Origin of the sequence: Paludisphaera rhizosphaerae (assembly GCF_011065895.1) — a bacterium.
Lineage (GTDB): Bacteria > Planctomycetota > Planctomycetia > Isosphaerales > Isosphaeraceae > Paludisphaera > Paludisphaera rhizosphaerae.
Window position 1 is genome coordinate 1 of the sequence record NZ_JAALCR010000031.1, and the last position, 17,058, is coordinate 17,058.

12 protein-coding genes are annotated in these 17,058 nt (G+C 65.3%); 5 read left to right on the forward strand and 7 right to left on the reverse strand.

Going from position 1 to position 17,058, the window contains the following annotated elements; genetic code table 11:
* The first annotated feature begins 396 nt into the window (after positions 1-396).
* The 4 genes from G5C50_RS26930 to G5C50_RS26945 all read left to right on the forward strand — a co-directional run bounded on the left by G5C50_RS26930 (position 397) and on the right by G5C50_RS26945 (position 7,759).
* Entirely contained in the window at positions 397-2,700 is a 2,304-nt protein-coding gene (locus tag G5C50_RS26930; RefSeq protein WP_240907384.1) for a DUF1592 domain-containing protein, read from the forward strand.
* A 57-nt stretch (positions 2,701-2,757) separates the two neighbouring features.
* Positions 2,758-4,080, forward strand: coding sequence for a DUF1552 domain-containing protein (locus G5C50_RS26935; protein ID WP_165074080.1), 1,323 nt, complete (start codon positions 2,758-2,760; stop codon positions 4,078-4,080).
* Positions 4,081-4,144: 64 nt separating this feature from the next.
* Positions 4,145-6,697: a bifunctional YncE family protein/alkaline phosphatase family protein gene (locus tag G5C50_RS26940; RefSeq protein ID WP_165074081.1), complete on the forward strand. Its 2,553-nt coding sequence runs from the start codon at positions 4,145-4,147 to the stop codon at positions 6,695-6,697.
* 705 nt (positions 6,698-7,402) lie between these two features.
* Positions 7,403-7,759 carry a DUF2934 domain-containing protein gene (locus G5C50_RS26945; protein ID WP_206107874.1) on the forward strand — a complete coding sequence of 119 codons (357 nt, stop codon included), beginning with the start codon at positions 7,403-7,405 and terminating at the stop codon, positions 7,757-7,759.
* 148 nt (positions 7,760-7,907) lie between these two features.
* Here the strand turns inward: G5C50_RS26945 and G5C50_RS26950 are convergent, their stop codons facing one another.
* Positions 7,908-8,168 (reverse strand): hypothetical protein, encoded by a 261-nt coding sequence (locus tag G5C50_RS26950; RefSeq protein ID WP_165074082.1) that lies wholly within the window; start codon positions 8,166-8,168, stop codon positions 7,908-7,910.
* A gap of 178 nt (positions 8,169-8,346) precedes the next feature.
* On the opposite strand from G5C50_RS26950, the gene G5C50_RS26955 reads away from it, so the two are divergent.
* Positions 8,347-9,543 (forward strand): acetylxylan esterase, encoded by a 1,197-nt coding sequence (locus G5C50_RS26955; protein WP_165074083.1) that lies wholly within the window; start codon positions 8,347-8,349, stop codon positions 9,541-9,543.
* A 54-nt stretch (positions 9,544-9,597) separates the two neighbouring features.
* Here the strand turns inward: G5C50_RS26955 and G5C50_RS26960 are convergent, their stop codons facing one another.
* The 6 genes from G5C50_RS26960 to clpX form a co-directional block, all read right to left on the reverse strand.
* Positions 9,598-10,002 carry an HNH endonuclease gene (locus tag G5C50_RS26960; RefSeq protein WP_165074084.1) on the reverse strand — a complete coding sequence of 135 codons (405 nt, stop codon included), beginning with the start codon at positions 10,000-10,002 and terminating at the stop codon, positions 9,598-9,600.
* 3 nt (positions 10,003-10,005) lie between these two features.
* Positions 10,006-10,299 (reverse strand): phosphoenolpyruvate carboxylase, encoded by a 294-nt coding sequence (locus G5C50_RS26965; protein WP_165074085.1) that lies wholly within the window; start codon positions 10,297-10,299, stop codon positions 10,006-10,008.
* A gap of 91 nt (positions 10,300-10,390) precedes the next feature.
* Positions 10,391-12,502 carry a CehA/McbA family metallohydrolase domain-containing protein gene (locus G5C50_RS26970; protein ID WP_165074086.1) on the reverse strand — a complete coding sequence of 704 codons (2,112 nt, stop codon included), beginning with the start codon at positions 12,500-12,502 and terminating at the stop codon, positions 10,391-10,393.
* A gap of 40 nt (positions 12,503-12,542) precedes the next feature.
* Positions 12,543-14,261: an amidase gene (locus tag G5C50_RS26975; RefSeq protein ID WP_165074087.1), complete on the reverse strand. Its 1,719-nt coding sequence runs from the start codon at positions 14,259-14,261 to the stop codon at positions 12,543-12,545.
* A gap of 25 nt (positions 14,262-14,286) precedes the next feature.
* Complete coding sequence (locus G5C50_RS26980; protein ID WP_165074088.1) at positions 14,287-15,654, reverse strand: hypothetical protein; 1,368 nt, start codon at positions 15,652-15,654, stop codon at positions 14,287-14,289.
* Between the two features lie 22 nt (positions 15,655-15,676).
* On the reverse strand, positions 15,677-16,948 hold the full coding sequence (clpX, locus tag G5C50_RS26985; protein WP_165074089.1) for an ATP-dependent Clp protease ATP-binding subunit ClpX: 1,272 nt from the start codon (positions 16,946-16,948) through the stop codon (positions 15,677-15,679).
* Positions 16,949-17,058 lie beyond the last annotated feature (110 nt).

The window sequence follows — 17,058 nt, forward strand, 5'->3', positions numbered from 1 at the left end:
GTTATTTGTCGTCGCGGCCCGGCATGGTCAACCGTAAAACCTAATGCGGACGTAGTTTACGATCACACTCGGCTCTGGGAAATTCCCCGAATTCGCTTGGAGCGCGATCAGCTTTAGGGAGGGAAATCGGCTCCATGACGACGACTCTCAGAGGAGAGGATCTTGCTTCAGCCTCATCCACGCTGTACAAGAGGGAGAGGAGTCAAAGAATTGTTGAACGCCACCATCAAGATGGGCCGGGCGATCTTCTTCTCACGCTGATCCTTGGTAGCGGTCCACTCGATTCGCCGAGACTCCCGCCTGCTCGACTCGTCCCTCTCGGTCACGCTCATTCCCTCCTCTGCGTGGTAAGGTCGGCTCGCCATGAGAACTCTCCTCCCTATGGCCGATCGTTGGATGCCCGTGGTTTTGGCCCTGGCGATGGTCGCGCTGTCACGTCCCGTCCAAGGGGATGAGGCGACGAAGGGCAAAGCTATCTACTTGAAGCAGTGCGCATCGTGCCACGGTCTAGCGGGTGAAGGCGCCGAGGACTATCCGCACGCGCTCGTGGGGGACAAGTCGATCAAGGAGCTTGCCAAGTACATCGCCAAGACGATGCCAGAGGACGACCCGGGGACCTGTGTGGGCGACGATGCCGATGAGGTCGCCGCTTATATTCACGACGCCTTCTATTCGAGCGTCGCGCAGGCGCGAAACAAGCCGGCTCGGATCGAGTTGTCTCGGCTGACGGTACGCCAGCACCAGAACGCCCTGGCCGATCTGATCGGCTCGTTCCGAGGCTCCATGGAGTGGGACGGGCCGAAGGGCCTTCAGGGCGACTACTTCAAGTCCCAACGCAGTCGTCAGGAAGACCGATTGATCGACCGCGTCGATCCGTCGGTCCAGTTCGACTTCGGAGTCAATCTGCCTGGCTCGGACGAGGTCGGGCATCGATTCTTCATCCGATGGCAGGGCGGAGTGCTCGCGCCGGACTCGGGGGATTACGAGTTCGTCGTCCGGACCGAGCATTCGGTGAAGCTCTGGGTGAACGATCTTGAGAAGCCGCTCATCGACCGCTGGGTGAAGTCGGGAAAGGACAACGAGTACCGCGAGACGATCCGGCTGATCGGTGGTCGGGTCTATCCGATCCGGATGGAGATGGCGAAGGGGAAGCAAGGGGTCAACGACGACAAGAAGAAGGGCCCGCCGCCCCCGACTCCGGCGAGCATCGCCCTGCTCTGGAAGCGGCCGAAGGGGGTGGTGGAGACGCTCTCCGCACGATATCTCTCTCCCAAGAAGACCCCCGAGGTTTTCGTCCTCCACACGCCCTTCCCCCCGGATGATCGCAGCATGGGCTACGAGCGGGGGACGTCGGTCTCGCGGGCCTGGGACGAAGCCGCGACCGATGCGGCGTTGGAGACGGCCGGGTACGTCGTCGACCACCTGAACCGCCTAGCGGAAACGAGCACCGACGCGTCCGACCGTCGGGAGAAAGTCCAGGCGTTCTGCAAGCGGTTCGTCGAACGAGCTTTCCGCCGGCCGCTCGACGACGAGCAGAAACAGATGTATGTCGACCGTCGCTTCGGCGACGGCGTCGACCTGGAAATCGCCGTGAAGCGGGTCGTGCTGTCGACCCTGCTCTCGCCGGCGTTTCTCTATCAGGAGGCCTCGGCGAACCCGGACCAGTACGACCTGGCCTCGCGGCTCTCGTTCGGCCTCTGGGACTCGATCCCCGATCAGGAACTGCTGGAAGCCGCTGCGAAGGGCGAATTGAAGAACCGCGATCAGGTGGCGAAGCAGGCCGAGCGGATGGTGAACGACGTCCGCACGAAGGCCAAATTGCGGGAGTTCCTCCTCCAGTGGCTCCGAGTCGACCGGGTGGCCGACCTGTCCAAGGACCCGAAGGCGTTCCCCGAGTTCGACGAAGCGACGGCGGCCGATTTGCGAACCTCGCTGGAGATGTTCCTGGACGACGTGGCCTGGTCGGACGGTTCGGACTTCCGACGCTTCCTGGAATCGGACGAACTGTACCTCAACGGCCGGCTCGGGAAGCTGTACGGGGCGTCGCTGCCGGCCGACGCGCCGTTCCAGAAGATCAAACTCAGCGATGAGCCTCGCGCGGGGTTGTTGACCCATCCGTACCTGATGGCGAGCTTCGCCTACACGGCGACCAGTTCCCCGATTCATCGCGGCGTTTTCCTGGCGAGAGGCGTTCTGGGTCGAGCCCTGGCGGCGCCTCCGGCGGCCGTTGCGCCGCTCGCCCCAGACCTTCACGCCGGGCTGACGACCCGCGAGCGAGTGGCTCTGCAGACGAGCCCCAAGGAATGCCGGATGTGCCATGATATGATCAACTCGGTGGGATTCACGCTGGAGAACTTCGACGCCCTCGGCCGCTTCCGCAAGGAGGAGAACGGCAAGCCGATCGACGCCAGCGGGACCTATCAGGCGACGTCGGGCGAGTCGATCGTCCTGCGCGGGCCTCGCGAGTTGGCGGACTACCTTGTGAAGGCGGACGAGACGCGGACGGCCTTCTCCCAGCAGTTGTTCCACAACCTGGTCAAGCAGCCGGTCAACGCCTTCGGCCCCGACGAACTCAAGAAGCTGGCAACGGCCTTCGAGAAGGCCGATTTCAACATCCGCAAGCTGATGGTCGAGATGATGGCCGACTCGGCGACGGCCTCCCGACAGCCTGCTGAAAAGACGGTGGCGGCGACTCCCTAATCGAACGGACCTCCTTTCCTCTCGGCGACGCGTCGCCTCAAGCTCGGAGAAGTAACCATGGCCCGATCCCGCTCGCGACGCGACTTCATCCGCGACCTCGGCCTTGGCTCGGCGGCGCTGCCGTTCCTGCTGAACCTCCCGAGCCTGGGCTTCGCTGGGACCTCCGCGCGGAAGAAGCGGCTCATCGTCATGTTCAGCCCCAACGGCATCATCCCGGACGCCTTCTGGCCCGATGAGGAAGGGGCGGATTTCAAGCTCAAGGAGAGCCTGACCCCGTTGGAGCCGTTCAAGGACAAGACCCTGATCCTGCACGGCGTCTGCGACAAGGTCCGCGGCGACGGCGACAACCACATGCGCGGGATGGGCTGCCTGCTGACGGGGATTGAGCTGTTCCCCGGCAACATCCAGGGGGGCTCGGACACGCCGGCCGGCTGGGCGAGCGGGCTGTCGATCGACCAGGAGATCAAGAAGAAGTATCAGGCCGACGAGGCGACCCGCACCCGGTTCGGCTCGCTGGAGTTCGGCGTAATGGTCCCCGACCGGGCCGACACCTGGACCCGCATGGTCTACGACGGCCCCAACAAGCCAATCGCCCCGATCGACGACCCCTACCAGATGTTCAACAAGCTCTACGGTCGGATGAAAGACCAGGCCACCCTCAGGAGCGTCCTCGACGACGTTCAGGGGGACCTGAAGAAGATCGAGTCCGCCGTGAGCGTCGAAGACCGCCGGATCCTTGAGGAACATGCGACGTTCGTCCGCGAAATGGAGCGCGAGCTGAAGTCGACCGAGGGTTCCGGCCTCGACCACGCCGTCCCTCAGCTTGAGCCAGGCATCAAGACGGCCAACGACGAGATGCCGAGGATCAGCAAGGCCCAGATCGACCTGATGGTCCAGAGCTTCGCCGCCGACTTCGCCCGCGTCGCGACGCTCCAGTACACGAACTCCGTCGGCGGGGCCAAGATGCACTGGTTGGGGGTGAACGAGGGCCATCACGAGCTTTCCCACAACCCGGACAGCGACAAGGCGTCGGTGGAGAAGCTCACCAAGATCAACAAGTGGTACTGCGAGCAACTCGCCTACCTGTCGAAGCGACTCGCCGAAACCCCCGAGCCCGGCGGCCCCGGCAGCTTGCTGGACAACACGACGATCATCTGGACCAACGAGCTGGGCAAGGGGAACTCGCACACGCTCGACAACATTCCCTTCGTGCTGGTCGGCAACGGGCTCGACTTCAAGATGGGGCGGTCGCTCAAGTACAAGAAGACGCCCCACAACCGGCTCCTGCTGGCGGTCGCCCACGGCATGGGTCACACCGAACTGAACAGGTTCGGCAACCCCGACTTCTGCGGCGACGGTCCGCTCACCAACCTGACCTGAGCGAATTCGCCTGGTAGAATGCGCCTCCGTCGAACGAACCAGATTCGTGGCGGAGGGCGCGACGATGCGACGGATGATGCGGTTGGTCGGCTGGCTGGGCCTGGCGGCGACGGCTGGGACTTCCTGGGGACAGGTCGTTACCGATAAGCCGCCGCGGGCCGAGGCGGTCGTCTGGCCAGGCGTGAAGCCCTCGGGCTCGGTGCTGCTGCCGAACGGCTGGTCGCTGAAGCCCGTGGGGCGGCAGACCGCCCTCGGCGATTTCCCGATCCTGCTGGCCGAGCATCCGTCGAAGCCGGTCCTGGCCGTGCTTCACGCGGGATACGGCGAGCACGAGGCGGTAACGATCGACACGGCGACGCACCACGTGATCGGCCGAGTCGCCGTGCCCGAGACCTACGGCGGACTGACGTGGTCGGCCGACGGCTCGAAGCTCTTCGTCGGCGGCGGATTCGACGACCTCGTCTACGTCTTCGACCACGCCGACGGCCTGCTCTCGAACCGCCGTCCGCTGTCGCTCCACGCCCCCGCGCCGGCGGCCGAGGCCGACCCGGTCGCCCCGCTCCCCCGCACGCGCCGAGGCGTCGACGAGATCCGAGGCGCGGTGGCCGGTCTGGCCGCCACGAAGGACGGCTCGACGCTCTGGGTCGCCGACGCCTGGGGCCATCGGGTCGTCCAGATCGACCTGGCGGCGGGTAAAGCCGTCGGCGAAATCCCTCTGCCGGTTGACAGCTACCCCTACGGTCTGGCGCTCAACGAGACTCGCGGCCGGCTCTACGTCAGCCTGTGGGGCAAGGCCGAGGTCGCCGTCATCGCCACGGCCGACCGCAAGGTGGTCGCCTCCTGGAAGACCGAGGAGCACCCCAACGAACTGCTCCTGACCAAGGGCGGTCGATACCTTTTCGTCGCCAACGCCAACCGCAACACGGTCAGCGTCTTCGAGGCCAGCGACGAGATCCCCCTGCCCACGATCGGCACGGCCATCCATCCGAAGGCCCCGTCGGGGAGCACGCCCAACTCGCTGGCCGTCTCGCCGGATGAATCCCTGCTGTTCGTGGCCAACGCCAACACCAACGACGTGGCCGTGGTGAACATCGCCGACCCCGAACACAGCGCCCCGCTGGGGTTCATCCCGGCCGGCTGGTATCCGACCTCCGTCCGGGTCTCGCGGGACGGCAAGAGCCTCTGGATCGCCAACGGCAAGGGGACCTCGTCCAGGGCCAATCGCGAAGGGCCGGTGCCGGGGATCGCGACCCCCTCGCTCCGCGAGTATATCGCCGGCCTGCTCAAGGGGACGCTCTCCACCGTCCCGATGCCCACTCCAAAGCAGATGGTTGCGTACACAAGAACCGTCTACGAATGCTGCCCGCTCCCCGCCGAGGGCTCGGCCGTGGCCGCCGGCCCGAAGCCGCCGGCCGGCAACCCGATCCCGGCGAAGGTCGGCGATCCTTCCCCGATCAAGCACTGCATCTACATCGTCAAGGAGAACCGGACCTACGACCACGTCTTCGGCGACATGCCCGAAGGCAACGGCGACCCCAAGCTCTGTCTCTTCCCCGAAGAGATCACCCCGAACCACCACGCGCTGGCCCGGGAGTTCGTGCTGCTGGACAACTTCTACGTCGATGGCGAGGTCTCCGCCGACGGCCACGAATGGACGATGGGAGCCTACGCCACCGACTTCGTCGAACGCACCTGGCCGCTGAGCTATCGGGGCGACCGGCGCGTCCCATATCCCTCGGAAGGAAAGATGCCGATCGCTTTCCCCTCGGGCGGGTATCTCTGGGACAAGGCCAAGGAGAAAGGGATTTCCTACCGGTCGTACGGCGAGTTCGTCGCCCGGAGCGGCGGTCCAGGAACCCCCATGACGACCAAGATGCCCGCCCTGGAAGGCCACTTCGATCCCGAGTTCCCCACTTTCGATCTGACGATCACCGACGTCTCGCGGGCCGACCGCTTCCTGACCGAGTTGAAAGGCTTCGAGGAGAAAGGGGAGATGCCCGCCCTCATCGTCCTGCGACTCCCCAACGACCACACCGCCGGCGCCAAGCCAGGCAGCCCCACGGTGCAGGCGATGGTCGCCGACAACGACCTGGCGCTCGGCCGTGTGATCGAAGGCCTGAGCCGTTCTCGGTTCTGGAAGGATACGGCCGTCTTCGTCGTCGAGGACGACGCCCAGAACGGCTCGGACCACGTCGACGCCCATCGGACCGTCGCCCTGGCGATCAGCCCCTACACGCGTAACCGCGGGGTGGACTCCACGATGTACTCCACCTCCTCGATGCTCCGGACCATGGAGCTGATCCTGGGCCTCAACCCCATGAGCCAGTTCGACGCCGCCGCCCGCCCGATGTGGGCCTCCTTCTCCTCGACCGCCGATCTCACCCCCTATCAGAACCGCCCGGCGCGGATCGACCTCAACCAACGAAACGCTGCAGACGCCCCAGGTGCGGAGGCGTCCCTTGAGCTGGACCTCGACGAGGAGGACGAGGCCGACGACCTGGTCTTCAACGAGATCATCTGGAAGGCCGTCCGCGGCGTCGACTCCCCCATGCCTCCCCCCGTCCGCGCCGCGTTCGTCCTCCCCAGACCAGGGGGCGACAAGGACGACGACGATTGACTCGGCGGGTTCGATTGGCTTCGGTTGCTGGTCGTCGCAACCGAAGCCGTTCGACGCAACCTTCCAATGGGAAACGCCTTAGCATCGACAATACGATCCCGCGCAGCGGCTTCGTTCCGCCCGTATTCTAGGACCTGTCGCTCGGCTCAACCTAAGTAACCCCAGGCTGGGTTCCCTGACCACGCCGGTGTCATGCGACATCAGGCGTGGTCATGATTTCCGCTCCCTATCCCAACCTGAAGGCCAGGCCATACACCAAACGCGCTCCAGGGATGATTGGCTTCGATTGACTCCCCTCGTCCCATCGCGGCACCCAGCCATTCGCCCTAAGCCATTGTCACATCTATCATTTCAACTTCGGAATCCTCCCCGCAAATTGGGTCCGTTCGACTCATTTCGCCGACATCGTACGAGGGTCGCCCCCCATCGCAGATGGACCAACGGCCGGATTGTCAAAGAACAACGTCTATTAATACGCTGGTCTCGGATCACGATCCCGGTTCGGAAATCCGCCCGCTTCTCGAGAACTTTAGGATCGCCTGTTCCGGAAAACACGGTCAGAACGAATCCCCGGAATGGCGGGCGAGGATGGATGAAAGATCGGCCGACGCCGACGCGTTCTATTTGAGGCCGATGATTCAACGGTGAAATTGGCCGTGAGTCGTCCTCCTCACCATCTCGGTTGACCCTTCGGAGGTTTCGTCGATGCCTGCGAAGACTCGAACGATGTTCCACGGCAACCTGGACATGTCCACAGACGCCTTCTTCCTGATCAACGGGACTGCCCCGAATCATCTGCTCTTGCTGAGCGACGGGACATCGCCGGGCCAGGAGCCCGGGGTTCTGGAGACGGTTAATAGTCGCCCGACTCCACACGTTTCGATCGTCGGTCGCTTCTTGACGGAGGGAGAGGTCGACGGCCCCGGCCCGAGATTCGTCCTCGAGAAGTTCGTCACCCACGAGTCGATCGCCGGACGAGCCTTCGAGATCTTCACCTCGTCCGGGAGCGGCTCGGCGGAGGCCGATTGGCTCCGCGCCGAGCGGGAACTTCTCGGCCTTTGAATAGTCGTCGCCTCAGGACGATCCGGCCACGTCGGAGCGCACCCGAGACACGCTGTGAAAACGGTCGATCACCGGGTGGAAGGTGGTTCCCGGCGCGACGGTTTCCAGCCTTCGGGGAGCGTCCGACGTATCAGCATCCGCCTGATGCTTACTCCATCTCGTCGTGCGGTTCAGCCGCCTTTGGTGAGTCGAGCCCTTCCGCCATGATTCGCCCCAGGGCCGGACTCATGGAGAACATTACAATTCCGGCGACCGTCCAGCTGAACGAGGCCCCGAGCCTATCGGATGATCCAGGAAGGGCCTGGAACCGCATCACGAAGTAGTCAAGAAAGCCCATAAGCCCGGTGGCCAGTGTGTAGACGGCATACGCACGAACGACAAATACGCCGATCTTCTGGTAGTGGCCCATGATGAGTGCTTCGCCTCGGAATGGGGGGGCAATTTCACCGTCCGACGCTCATCAATACCACACCCGAGGACTTGCCCGACGGAACCGCTGACTCTCGGAGAAGAATGATTCGTGGAGGCTCGACGGCGCCGTAGCATGGGAGGCGTACAACCCGCCACCAACGGATGGAAGCCCTCCCATGACGATCCGCCCCCTGCCGACATGGCTCGCTTTGCTGTTCCTCGCCGCATCGGCCTTTGGTCAGTCGCCGCCGCCGATGCAGGCGAAGCCGGAACTCTTCAACGCCCCGAAGAGCCGTCCCGCCGAGGGCTTTCAGAGCGACGGGCTCTCCGCCGTCTTCTACGAGGGGATGCCCTGGAAGGGGAAGCGGACCGAGGTTTTCGCCTGGGTCGGACTGCCGAAACTCCCGGCCGGCGAGAAAGCGCCGGGGATGGTGCTGGTCCACGGCGGCGGCGGGACGGCTTTCGAGGCCTGGGTGAAGCTCTGGACGAGTCGGGGATACGCCGCTATCGCCATGGATACGACCGGAACGGTCCCGCGCGGGTCGTACGCCAAGTGGGAACGGCACGAAAACGGCGGCCCTCCTCCCGACCACTTCGGCGAAGCGCTCGGCCCTCCGGAAGATCAGTGGCCCTATCACGCCGTCTCCGATGTCCTGCTGGCGCACTCGCTGCTGCGGTCGCTCCCCGAGGTCGACGCCGACCGGATCGGCCTGACGGGGATCTCCTGGGGCGGCTACCTGACCTGCGTCGTCTCGGGCCTCGACGACCGCTTCAAGTTCGCCGTCCCCGTCTACGGCTGCGGGTTCCTCGGCGAGAACTCAACGTGGAAGGATCAGCTCGGGAAGATGGGCCCGGCCGGCGAACGCTGGCTGGCGCTCTGGGATCCGTCCCACTACCTGCCCAAGGGCGTCATGCCGAAGCTCTGGGTGACGGGCACCAACGATTTCGCCTACCCGCTCGACTCGCTGCAGAAGTCGTACCGGGCTGCCGGCGGCCCCTCGACGCTGGCCGTCCGACTCCGCATGCCCCACGGCCACGGCGGCGCCGGCGAGAACCCCGAGGAAATCCACGCCTTCGCCGACTCCATCCTCAAGGGCGGCCCTCCCCTCCCTCGCATAGGCAAACTCGAAACCCAGGAAGACCGCGTCCAGGCGTCGTACGAGCCCCACACCCCCGTCCAGAAGGCCGAACTGCTCTGGACGGCCGACCTCGGCAAATGGTCAGACCGAAAATGGGAGTCGAAGGCGGCCGAAATCGACCAGGCGGCCAAGCGCGTCTCCGCGCCTGTGCCGACCGGAGCCCGAGTCTACTTCCTGAACCTGTACGACGACCAGGGACGCGTCGTCAGCACGGAGCACGCGGAGGCACCCTAATCCAGGTCCTTGCCACACGGGTCCTTCAATGCCGTGCCGACGCCCGACCAGGTCTTATCGACCCGGGAATCTGCCCTCTTCGATGAGCGCCTCGCGAGCGGCTACCATGTCTGGGTCATTGATCGCGAGAACCTCGATGGTGGTACGACCGATGGGAGTGCGCCCCTTGAGCACGGCTCCCGTCCAGGCGAAATGCTCGCGCCAGCGGTGAATACGGGGATGATAAAGCCGTGTAAATTCGCCCGTGCTGGGATCTAGCCCGGCGATATTCGGCCCCTTGTGGGCGTTGCAGTGAGGGCAGCTTTGCGCGAGGTTGTCAGCCTCGGTCGCGCCGCCGTGCTGCCGGGCGATGATATGGTCGATGGGGAAGGTGAATTCAGAGGCAAAGCGGGGGAGCCGGCAGTATTCGCAGCGTCCTCTCGCACGTCGCCGAACGCGACGTTCCAGTGTGGGCGTCATGCTTTAGGACTTCAGCCCGGCGCGCTTAAGCGAGAGCCGAGCCTTCGACTTGAGCACAGAGAGAAAGGCGTCGGCGCGAAGGTATTCGTCAAGCTCGGCCCGCTCGTCCGCAGTGAGTCCAGCCTCCTGATTCTTCGCGAGCAAAGCGGCCACTCGCTCCTTGTCCTCTTCCGGAAACGTAAACTTCAGGATCGAGCGGGCGGCCTCCGGGTGCAAAGACGGGTCGTCGGGGTTGATGACCCGGCCGAGGATGGCCGCTCCGTTCTTCGATGATGTGCCGACGAGTCCTGTTGACATACCCCAATATTAGCACGGCGACTGGAGCGTATCCATGCCGGCCAGCCGTCGGACCAACGCTGCTACCCCTCACACATGCGACTTCATCAGTTCACGGCTTTTCCGCGTTGATCCAGACGGGCTGGGTGAAGGCCCCGTCGCCGGCGACGTCCCATGCCTCGAATCTCGCCCAGGTGCAGTTCTTGAGGTCGATTGGGATGCGAAGCTTGCGGGAGCCGAATTCCTCGGTGTCTGTGAGGTCGATGTGCTGGCGGAAGATGCGCCGGCCCTCGCCGGAGACGACCTCGGCGAAGGCCATGGGGAAGGTCCATTCCAGGGTCGCTTCCAGCATGACGGGCCCGTCGCCGATGGGTCCGAGGGTCTGGCCTGAGGGCTTGCCGCCGATGGTGAGATCCGGGATCAGGACCTCGCCCGTGGTGGTGAAGAACCGACCGCCGCGGAGGACGTCAAGCACCGGCTTCCAGCCGTCGGCGAAACGCGGCGAGGCGTCGAGCTTGAGGTAATTGATGTTCATGTGCGCGTAGGTTTCGTAGTCGGGCTCCATGCGGAACAGGTCCGCCTCGCCGAGGACCTGTTTCCGCGCGTCCCAGTTCTCCATGTCGTCGAGCAGGTCGAGCACGCGCCAGCCGAGGGTGGGCCGCGATAGGTCGGCCTGCATCGCCTTCCAGGCGGCGCCGAGGAAATGCTCGGAGCGGAAGAAGTCGCGGTCCTTGTACTTGTCGGGGAAGCCGATGGCCCCCTTGATCCGGGGATGGGCCGTCCACATCAGGCCGTCTTCCAACTCCATCAACCGGAGGACGTCGTCCGCGCTGCCGACTCGGTAGACCTTGCCGTAGCCCTCGACCTCCTCCACGAACGGCTGGCCGTCCTGACGGTTCAGCACCCAGTAGACCGGCTTCGGGAAGAAGCTCAGCCAATGTCCGCCCAGGTGGACGTTCGGCTCCTCGCCCGGCAGAACGAGCAACCCCTTCTCGGAGAGGCGGGCGCATTCCTCGTGCAGGAGCTTCAACTGCGGGAGCCGTTCGGCGTCGCCGAGCTTCGGGGTCTGGCCGTTGTGGAATTCGGCGAGGTGGACGATGTCGACCCCACGGGCCTTGAACGTCTCGACGAGTCCCGGCGTTTCGAGTTCGCGTGGGAGGCCCGTCGTCCCCTGATCCTTCTGCCGGCGAAGGTATTCGAGAGTGTGCTCGATGTGATAGTGGCTGGTGAACGTCTGATAGCCCGCCAGCACCTTGTATCGGTCGCCTCGCGTGTACTTCGCGACGGCGTCGAGAGCTCTGCGACCGTCGCCCGACGACACCAGCAGGTAGACGCCCAGGTGCTGCTCCGTCCCGGGAGGCGCATTGAACCAGGGGACGAATCGCTTATCCCCAGTAATGGATTGGCGGATCCCGATGCCGTACCCGCTGGTAGAGCCGCCGTAGTCTCGGCCATGCCAGACGAATTTCAGGTTGAACGCCTCGTCCTGGGGGTAGAAGAAGCGATGCGGCTCCGGGAAAACGGCGAGCGCCCCGCCGCTTGACTCGGCCGCGACGGACCGGCCGGCGACCGCGAGAGGAGTCGCCGGAGAGTTCGGATCGACCGCAGCCTTCTTCGGGGCGCGCAACGCATCGTTCCAGACGATCGCCTCCCATCCCGGACTCGCGCCCGCGAAGCCGACATCGTAGACGATCGCCCGTCCGTCCTCCTGCGTGGCGACGACCGCTTCCGCCCGGATCAAGGGACTGTTGCGGTAGAACGTGAACCGAAGGTCCCCGCGAAACGACGCGGCGGAGACCTCGGCGATGCTCACGGTGGTCCTGGAGCCCAGGCTACTCACGACCGCCCGTCGCTTCCCCAGCACGACGGGATAGGTCTGGTGTGGACGCAGAGGAGGGTTGTCGAAGAACGCGACCCACCCAGCCGGGTTCTTCAGATCGCGGCTCCCCACGGTCAGAGTCATCACCGGGTTCAAGCCCGTCGCGACCGGCTTCACGCTCCCTTTTGCCGCTGTCGTCCCGAGCGATTCGATGAGGGGCTTCGCGGGATCGAGGCTGAAGACCGCCGAACCACTCTCGCCGTTGGAGATCGGCCAGGTCACTCGCACACGGTGGTCAGCCTCTTCAACCTGGACGCCCGAGTCGACGGCCCAGGCCTTCGGGAGGTCCAGCCAAAGCGAGCCGACGATGCAGGCCGTCCCGATCAATCGAAGTGTTCGCGTCATCTTCAACCTCTCGGCATTCGGAGTTCATCGCGCGAGGTCATCAACGCCCCGACTCGGCCAGCCACCGTTCCATCGGCGGTCGGCGCGAGGGATCGGCTGCGGCCGATTCGCAGGCAAGGGCGATCGAAAGGAGGGTCGACTCGTCGTACAGGCGGCCTGTCAAGGTGAGGAGACGGGGGGTGGGACGTCCGTCGCGGTCGGTCAGGCCGATGGGAAAGATGACCGAAGGATGGCCGGTGAGGTTGGTGATCGTCAGGTCGGGACTCCCCCAGGCGAGGAAGGCGTCGACCTTCTCGAAGAGCTTGGCCATGTCGTTCATGAGGAGCGTCCGCACCCGCGCCGCGCGGAGGTACTCGACGGCCGGCGTGAGCTGGCCGACGCGGAACGTCTCGGGCCACTCGTTAAGGCCCTCGGTGACGTGCCCGCGCGTCAGGCCGTCAAAGACGGCGGCGGCCTCGGTTCCTAGCATCAGGGAGATTGCCGAGGCCGGGTACCGCGTGGGCAGCTCGATGGGAACCGTCTCGATGCCGACGCCTCGCAGCAGGGCCACCTCTGGGCGATCGTCAACGGGTCGATCCTGGAGGGCGGGGACGCCGACCTTGATCCGGGAGAGATCGACGGCCGGCGGCCACGCGAACGGTTGGTCGACGGCCGTGGGGTCAAGGCCGTCGTGACCGTGGATCGCGTCAAGGATCAGAGCGCAGTCTTCCACCGAGCGGGTGATCGGCCCAAGCTTGTCCATCGTCCACGAAAGCGACATGCAGCCGTGGCGACTCACCCTTCCGAACGTCGGTCGGAGCCCCGTGCAGCCGCAAGCCCGGCACGGTGAGATGATGCTGCCGAGCGTCTCACTGCCGATGGCGAAACCGACCAGCCCGGCCGCCGCCGCCGAGGCCGAGCCGGCCGACGACCCGCTCGATCCCCGACGCGGATCCCAGGGGCTCCGGGTCATGCCGCCGTGCCAGCGGTCGCCCATCGCCAGAGCCCCCATGCTCAGCTTGGCGACCAGCACGGCCCCCGCCTCTTCCAGCCGCGCGGCGACCGTCGCCTTGCGGTCGATCACGCGGTCCTTGAACTGCGGCGCCCCCCAGGTCGTCGGATATCCCGGATAGGCGATCAGGTCCTTCGCGCCCCACGGAATCCCGTGCAAGGGGCCTCGATACTTACCCGCGGCGATCTCGGCGTCGGCCGCCTCGGCCTGCTTGAGCGCGAGCTCTTCCGTCAGGGTGACGACGCACTTCAGCAGCGGGTCGAAGCGGCGGAGCCGCGACAGGTAGAGCTTCGTCAACTCCACCGACGAGACCTTGCGGGCGCGAACCAACTCGGCAAGCTTCGCGACAGGGAGAAACGCGAGATCCTCCTCGGACGTCGGCCGCTCGATCGTCGCCGAGGCGATGGGGCGGGCCTGGTTGCGCGTGACTCCCTCAGCCGGCTTAAGCCCCGGCGCGGGGTTGAACTGGATGGCGGGGCTGACGTCGTAGTCGACGTCGACCTTGCGGAGAGCCTCGAAACGGGCGAGGCTGCCACGGGCGGATCGGGCCACCTGCTCGCGCTCGGCGTCGGTGAATGTAACGCCCGCGATCCACTCGGCGGCGCGGACCATTTCGGGAGTCACGTCGGCGGCCTGGGCGGCCTCTGCTGCGAGCGCCCGATGGAAGACGGGACCGCCGATTCCCAGTCCCGCCAGCCCTTTCAGGACGGCCCGACGGCGCTGGAGGGGGATTGAGCCGGCTTCGGGGTCGTTCTCCGCCAGATCCATGATCGCGTCTCCTCCGAATCGGTCTCTACCAGCGTTTGCGGCCCTCGCGGAGGCAACGGACGACCTCGTTGTCGCGCCAGTCCCAGAGTCGCTCGTGGTTGAGGTCGACGGTGGCCGGGGCCAGGTTCCAGGAACTTGGATAACAGAACGCGCCGATCGCCTGGATGGCGATCGACCAGACGATGACGACCGCGAACGGAACGAGCAGCCAGCGGCTCCGGCTCCAGGCCCAATCCAGCGCGAAGGCGAGCAGGATGGCGAAGAGCGGCGTCACCTCGGTCCAGTAGCGCGGGCCGAACGAGAAGCCGGCCCACCAGACCGAATACTTGGAGATCAGCAGACCGAACGGGATCAGCGCCCAAAGCATCCAGACGACGGCCGGAAACGCGGCCAGCCGGCGAGCCGTGGCGGGGATCGCCAGCAGCGCGAGCGCAACCCAGGGCGAGAAGACGAACAGCCCTCGCGCCGGGCTGAAGAGCGTGCCGGCGGCGCCGTCGAGGATGTTCCCCGTCCAGACGCCCTCGACTCCGTGAAGCCGGGGGTGGAACGCTTCAAGCTGGGCCTGGCCCCCCTCCAACGACCTGAAATACCAGAGGTTGTACCCCAGCAAGGCGGCGGCGATCGGGATCACCGGGATCAAGAACCAGATGAAATCCCTGGGGCGGGCCTTCAGCACCCAGAGCGCGACCGCCACGGAAAAGACGACGTCGACCAGGCGGATCGCCGTCAGAGACGCGGCGGTCAGACCGGCCGCCGCCAACCGCCAGCGCGAGACCTTCCCCGGCGAGAGCAGCCGCACCAGCACGATCAACGCCAGCGCCGCCGGGCCGTGCGCCCACAACTCCTGACTCCCCACCACCCAGAGATCCGACCCCAGCGCCGCCGCCAGGGCGGTCGGCACGGCGACGCGTCTCAGGCCGTGGCGATCCAGAACCTGGATCAGCACCACGGAGATCAGGGCGGCGATCGCCGCCGCGGCGTTTTTGGAGAACCGCCCGCAATAGCCGGCGACCAGGAAGGGGTCGTTCCGCCATCCCGGCCAGGCCCAATCCACAAACCACATCTGCACCAGGTAAAACGGCGCGGCGATGATCGCTGGGGCGACGGGGTGGCGCGAGAGGATCCGCCCGTTCATGAAGGCGACCTCGTCCTCCCGAGCGCCCTGAAGATCCCAGTACCACTTGAATTGATCGAGGAACGGACCGTCGCCAACGACGAAGGTGTAAGCCAGAAGCTGGTTGGGTCCCGTGTCGTCCGCCGCCAAGATCCCCCGACGGTTGCACGAGTAAATCGCCAGTACCAGCAGTCCGAAGAGCCACGGCCGCATCCCGTCGACCCAGCGACGGGACGCGGTCGGGGCGGGCTCCGAACTCCCGGAAGTCTCTTCGGTCATGACGATCATCCCCGAGAGGAAGTCACACCTTCGCGGCGGGCTCGAACAGCCGGGCCTCCTTGCGAACGATCTTGTCGGTGATCGTGTAGGTCTGGCCGGGCTCGCGTTCGGGAAGCTCGTACATGATCTCGAGCATCAGGTTTTCCATGATCGATCGCAACGCCCGCGCGCCGGTGCCCCGCGCCTTGGCCAGCAGAGCGATTTCGTGGATGGCCTCGGGGGTGAATTCGAGCTTCGCGTCGTCGAGGTGGAAGAGGACGCGGTACTGCTTGCTCAGCGAGTCCCGAGGTTCCACGAGGATCTTCTCGAGGTCCTCGACCGAAAGCTGGTCAAGCGTCGCGATGATCGGCAGTCGGCCGACGAGTTCGGGGATCATGCCGAAGCGTTCGAGATCCTCGGGCGTGACCTGGGCGACCAACTCGTTGCGTTCGAGTTCGCGGTCGGTGGCCTCCTCGCCGCGGCCGAAGCCGATCATCTTGCGGCCCAACCGCTTGGCGATGATCTCCTCAAGCCCGACGAACGTGCCGCCGCAGATGAAGAGGATGTCGGTGGTATTGACCTGGAGATACTGCTGCTCCGGATGCTTGCGGCCCCCCTGGGGCGGGACGTTGGCCGTCGTCCCTTCCAGGAGCTTCAGCAGAGCCTGCTGGACTCCCTCGCCAGAGACGTCGCGCGTGATGGAGACGTTCTGGCTGGTCTTGCCGATCTTGTCGATCTCGTCGATGTAGATGATCCCCTTCTCGGCCGCGGCGATGTCGTAATCGGCCGCCATGACGAGCTTGAGGATCAGATTCTCCACGTCCTCGCCGACGTAACCGGCCTCGGTCAGCGTGGTGGCGTCGCCGATGGCGAAAGGAACGTGCAGCCGACGGGCGAGCGTCTGGGCCAGGGCCGTCTTGCCGCAGCCGGTGGGGCCGATCAGGAGGACGTTGCTCTTGGCGACCTCGACGTCTTGCAGGTCGGGGTCGGTGATCTCGCGGCCCAGAACTCGCTTGTAGTGGTTGACGACGGCGACAGCCAGGGTCTTCTTGACGTTCTCCTGGCCGATGATGTAGTCGTCAAGATGAGCGACGAGTTCGCGGGGCGTGGGGACCTTGTCGATCTGGATCTTGGCCCGGTCGTGTTGCTGAAAGATCCCGTCGCAAACGTCGACGCAGTTGGAGCAGATGTGAGAGATCGGCCGGCCCGGCACGATCGGCTGGAGGGCCTTCCCCTCGATCATCGGCCCAGCCTCGGAGGCGGGGCGTCCGCAGAAGTCGCAGGCCAGTTGTGCAGGCGTGCTGCCGTCGCTCATGTCGTCGAACTCTTTCCTTGCAGGTAGTCGAGCGTTTTCCGGGGGGAGATTGTCTCATATCCGCCCCGGTTCCTCCTAGAGGAGGAGTCGGCAGGTCCAGCGAACCCGCC

Bases quoted from the DNA above. Each gene is read 5' to 3' on its own strand.
- G5C50_RS26930 (WP_240907384.1), top strand. From the start codon at position 397: ATGCCCGTGGTTTTGGCCCTGGCGATGGTCGCGCTGTCACGTCCCGTC.
- G5C50_RS26935 (WP_165074080.1), top strand. From the start codon at position 2,758: ATGGCCCGATCCCGCTCGCGACGCGACTTCATCCGCGACCTCGGCCTT.
- G5C50_RS26940 (WP_165074081.1), top strand. From the start codon at position 4,145: ATGCGACGGATGATGCGGTTGGTCGGCTGGCTGGGCCTGGCGGCGACG.
- G5C50_RS26945 (WP_206107874.1), top strand. From the start codon at position 7,403: ATGCCTGCGAAGACTCGAACGATGTTCCACGGCAACCTGGACATGTCC.
- G5C50_RS26950 (WP_165074082.1), bottom strand. From the start codon at position 8,168: ATGGGCCACTACCAGAAGATCGGCGTATTTGTCGTTCGTGCGTATGCC.
- G5C50_RS26955 (WP_165074083.1), top strand. From the start codon at position 8,347: ATGACGATCCGCCCCCTGCCGACATGGCTCGCTTTGCTGTTCCTCGCC.
- G5C50_RS26960 (WP_165074084.1), bottom strand. From the start codon at position 10,002: ATGACGCCCACACTGGAACGTCGCGTTCGGCGACGTGCGAGAGGACGC.
- G5C50_RS26965 (WP_165074085.1), bottom strand. From the start codon at position 10,299: ATGTCAACAGGACTCGTCGGCACATCATCGAAGAACGGAGCGGCCATC.
- G5C50_RS26970 (WP_165074086.1), bottom strand. From the start codon at position 12,502: ATGACGCGAACACTTCGATTGATCGGGACGGCCTGCATCGTCGGCTCG.
- G5C50_RS26975 (WP_165074087.1), bottom strand. From the start codon at position 14,261: ATGGATCTGGCGGAGAACGACCCCGAAGCCGGCTCAATCCCCCTCCAG.
- G5C50_RS26980 (WP_165074088.1), bottom strand. From the start codon at position 15,654: ATGACCGAAGAGACTTCCGGGAGTTCGGAGCCCGCCCCGACCGCGTCC.
- clpX (WP_165074089.1), bottom strand. From the start codon at position 16,948: ATGAGCGACGGCAGCACGCCTGCACAACTGGCCTGCGACTTCTGCGGA.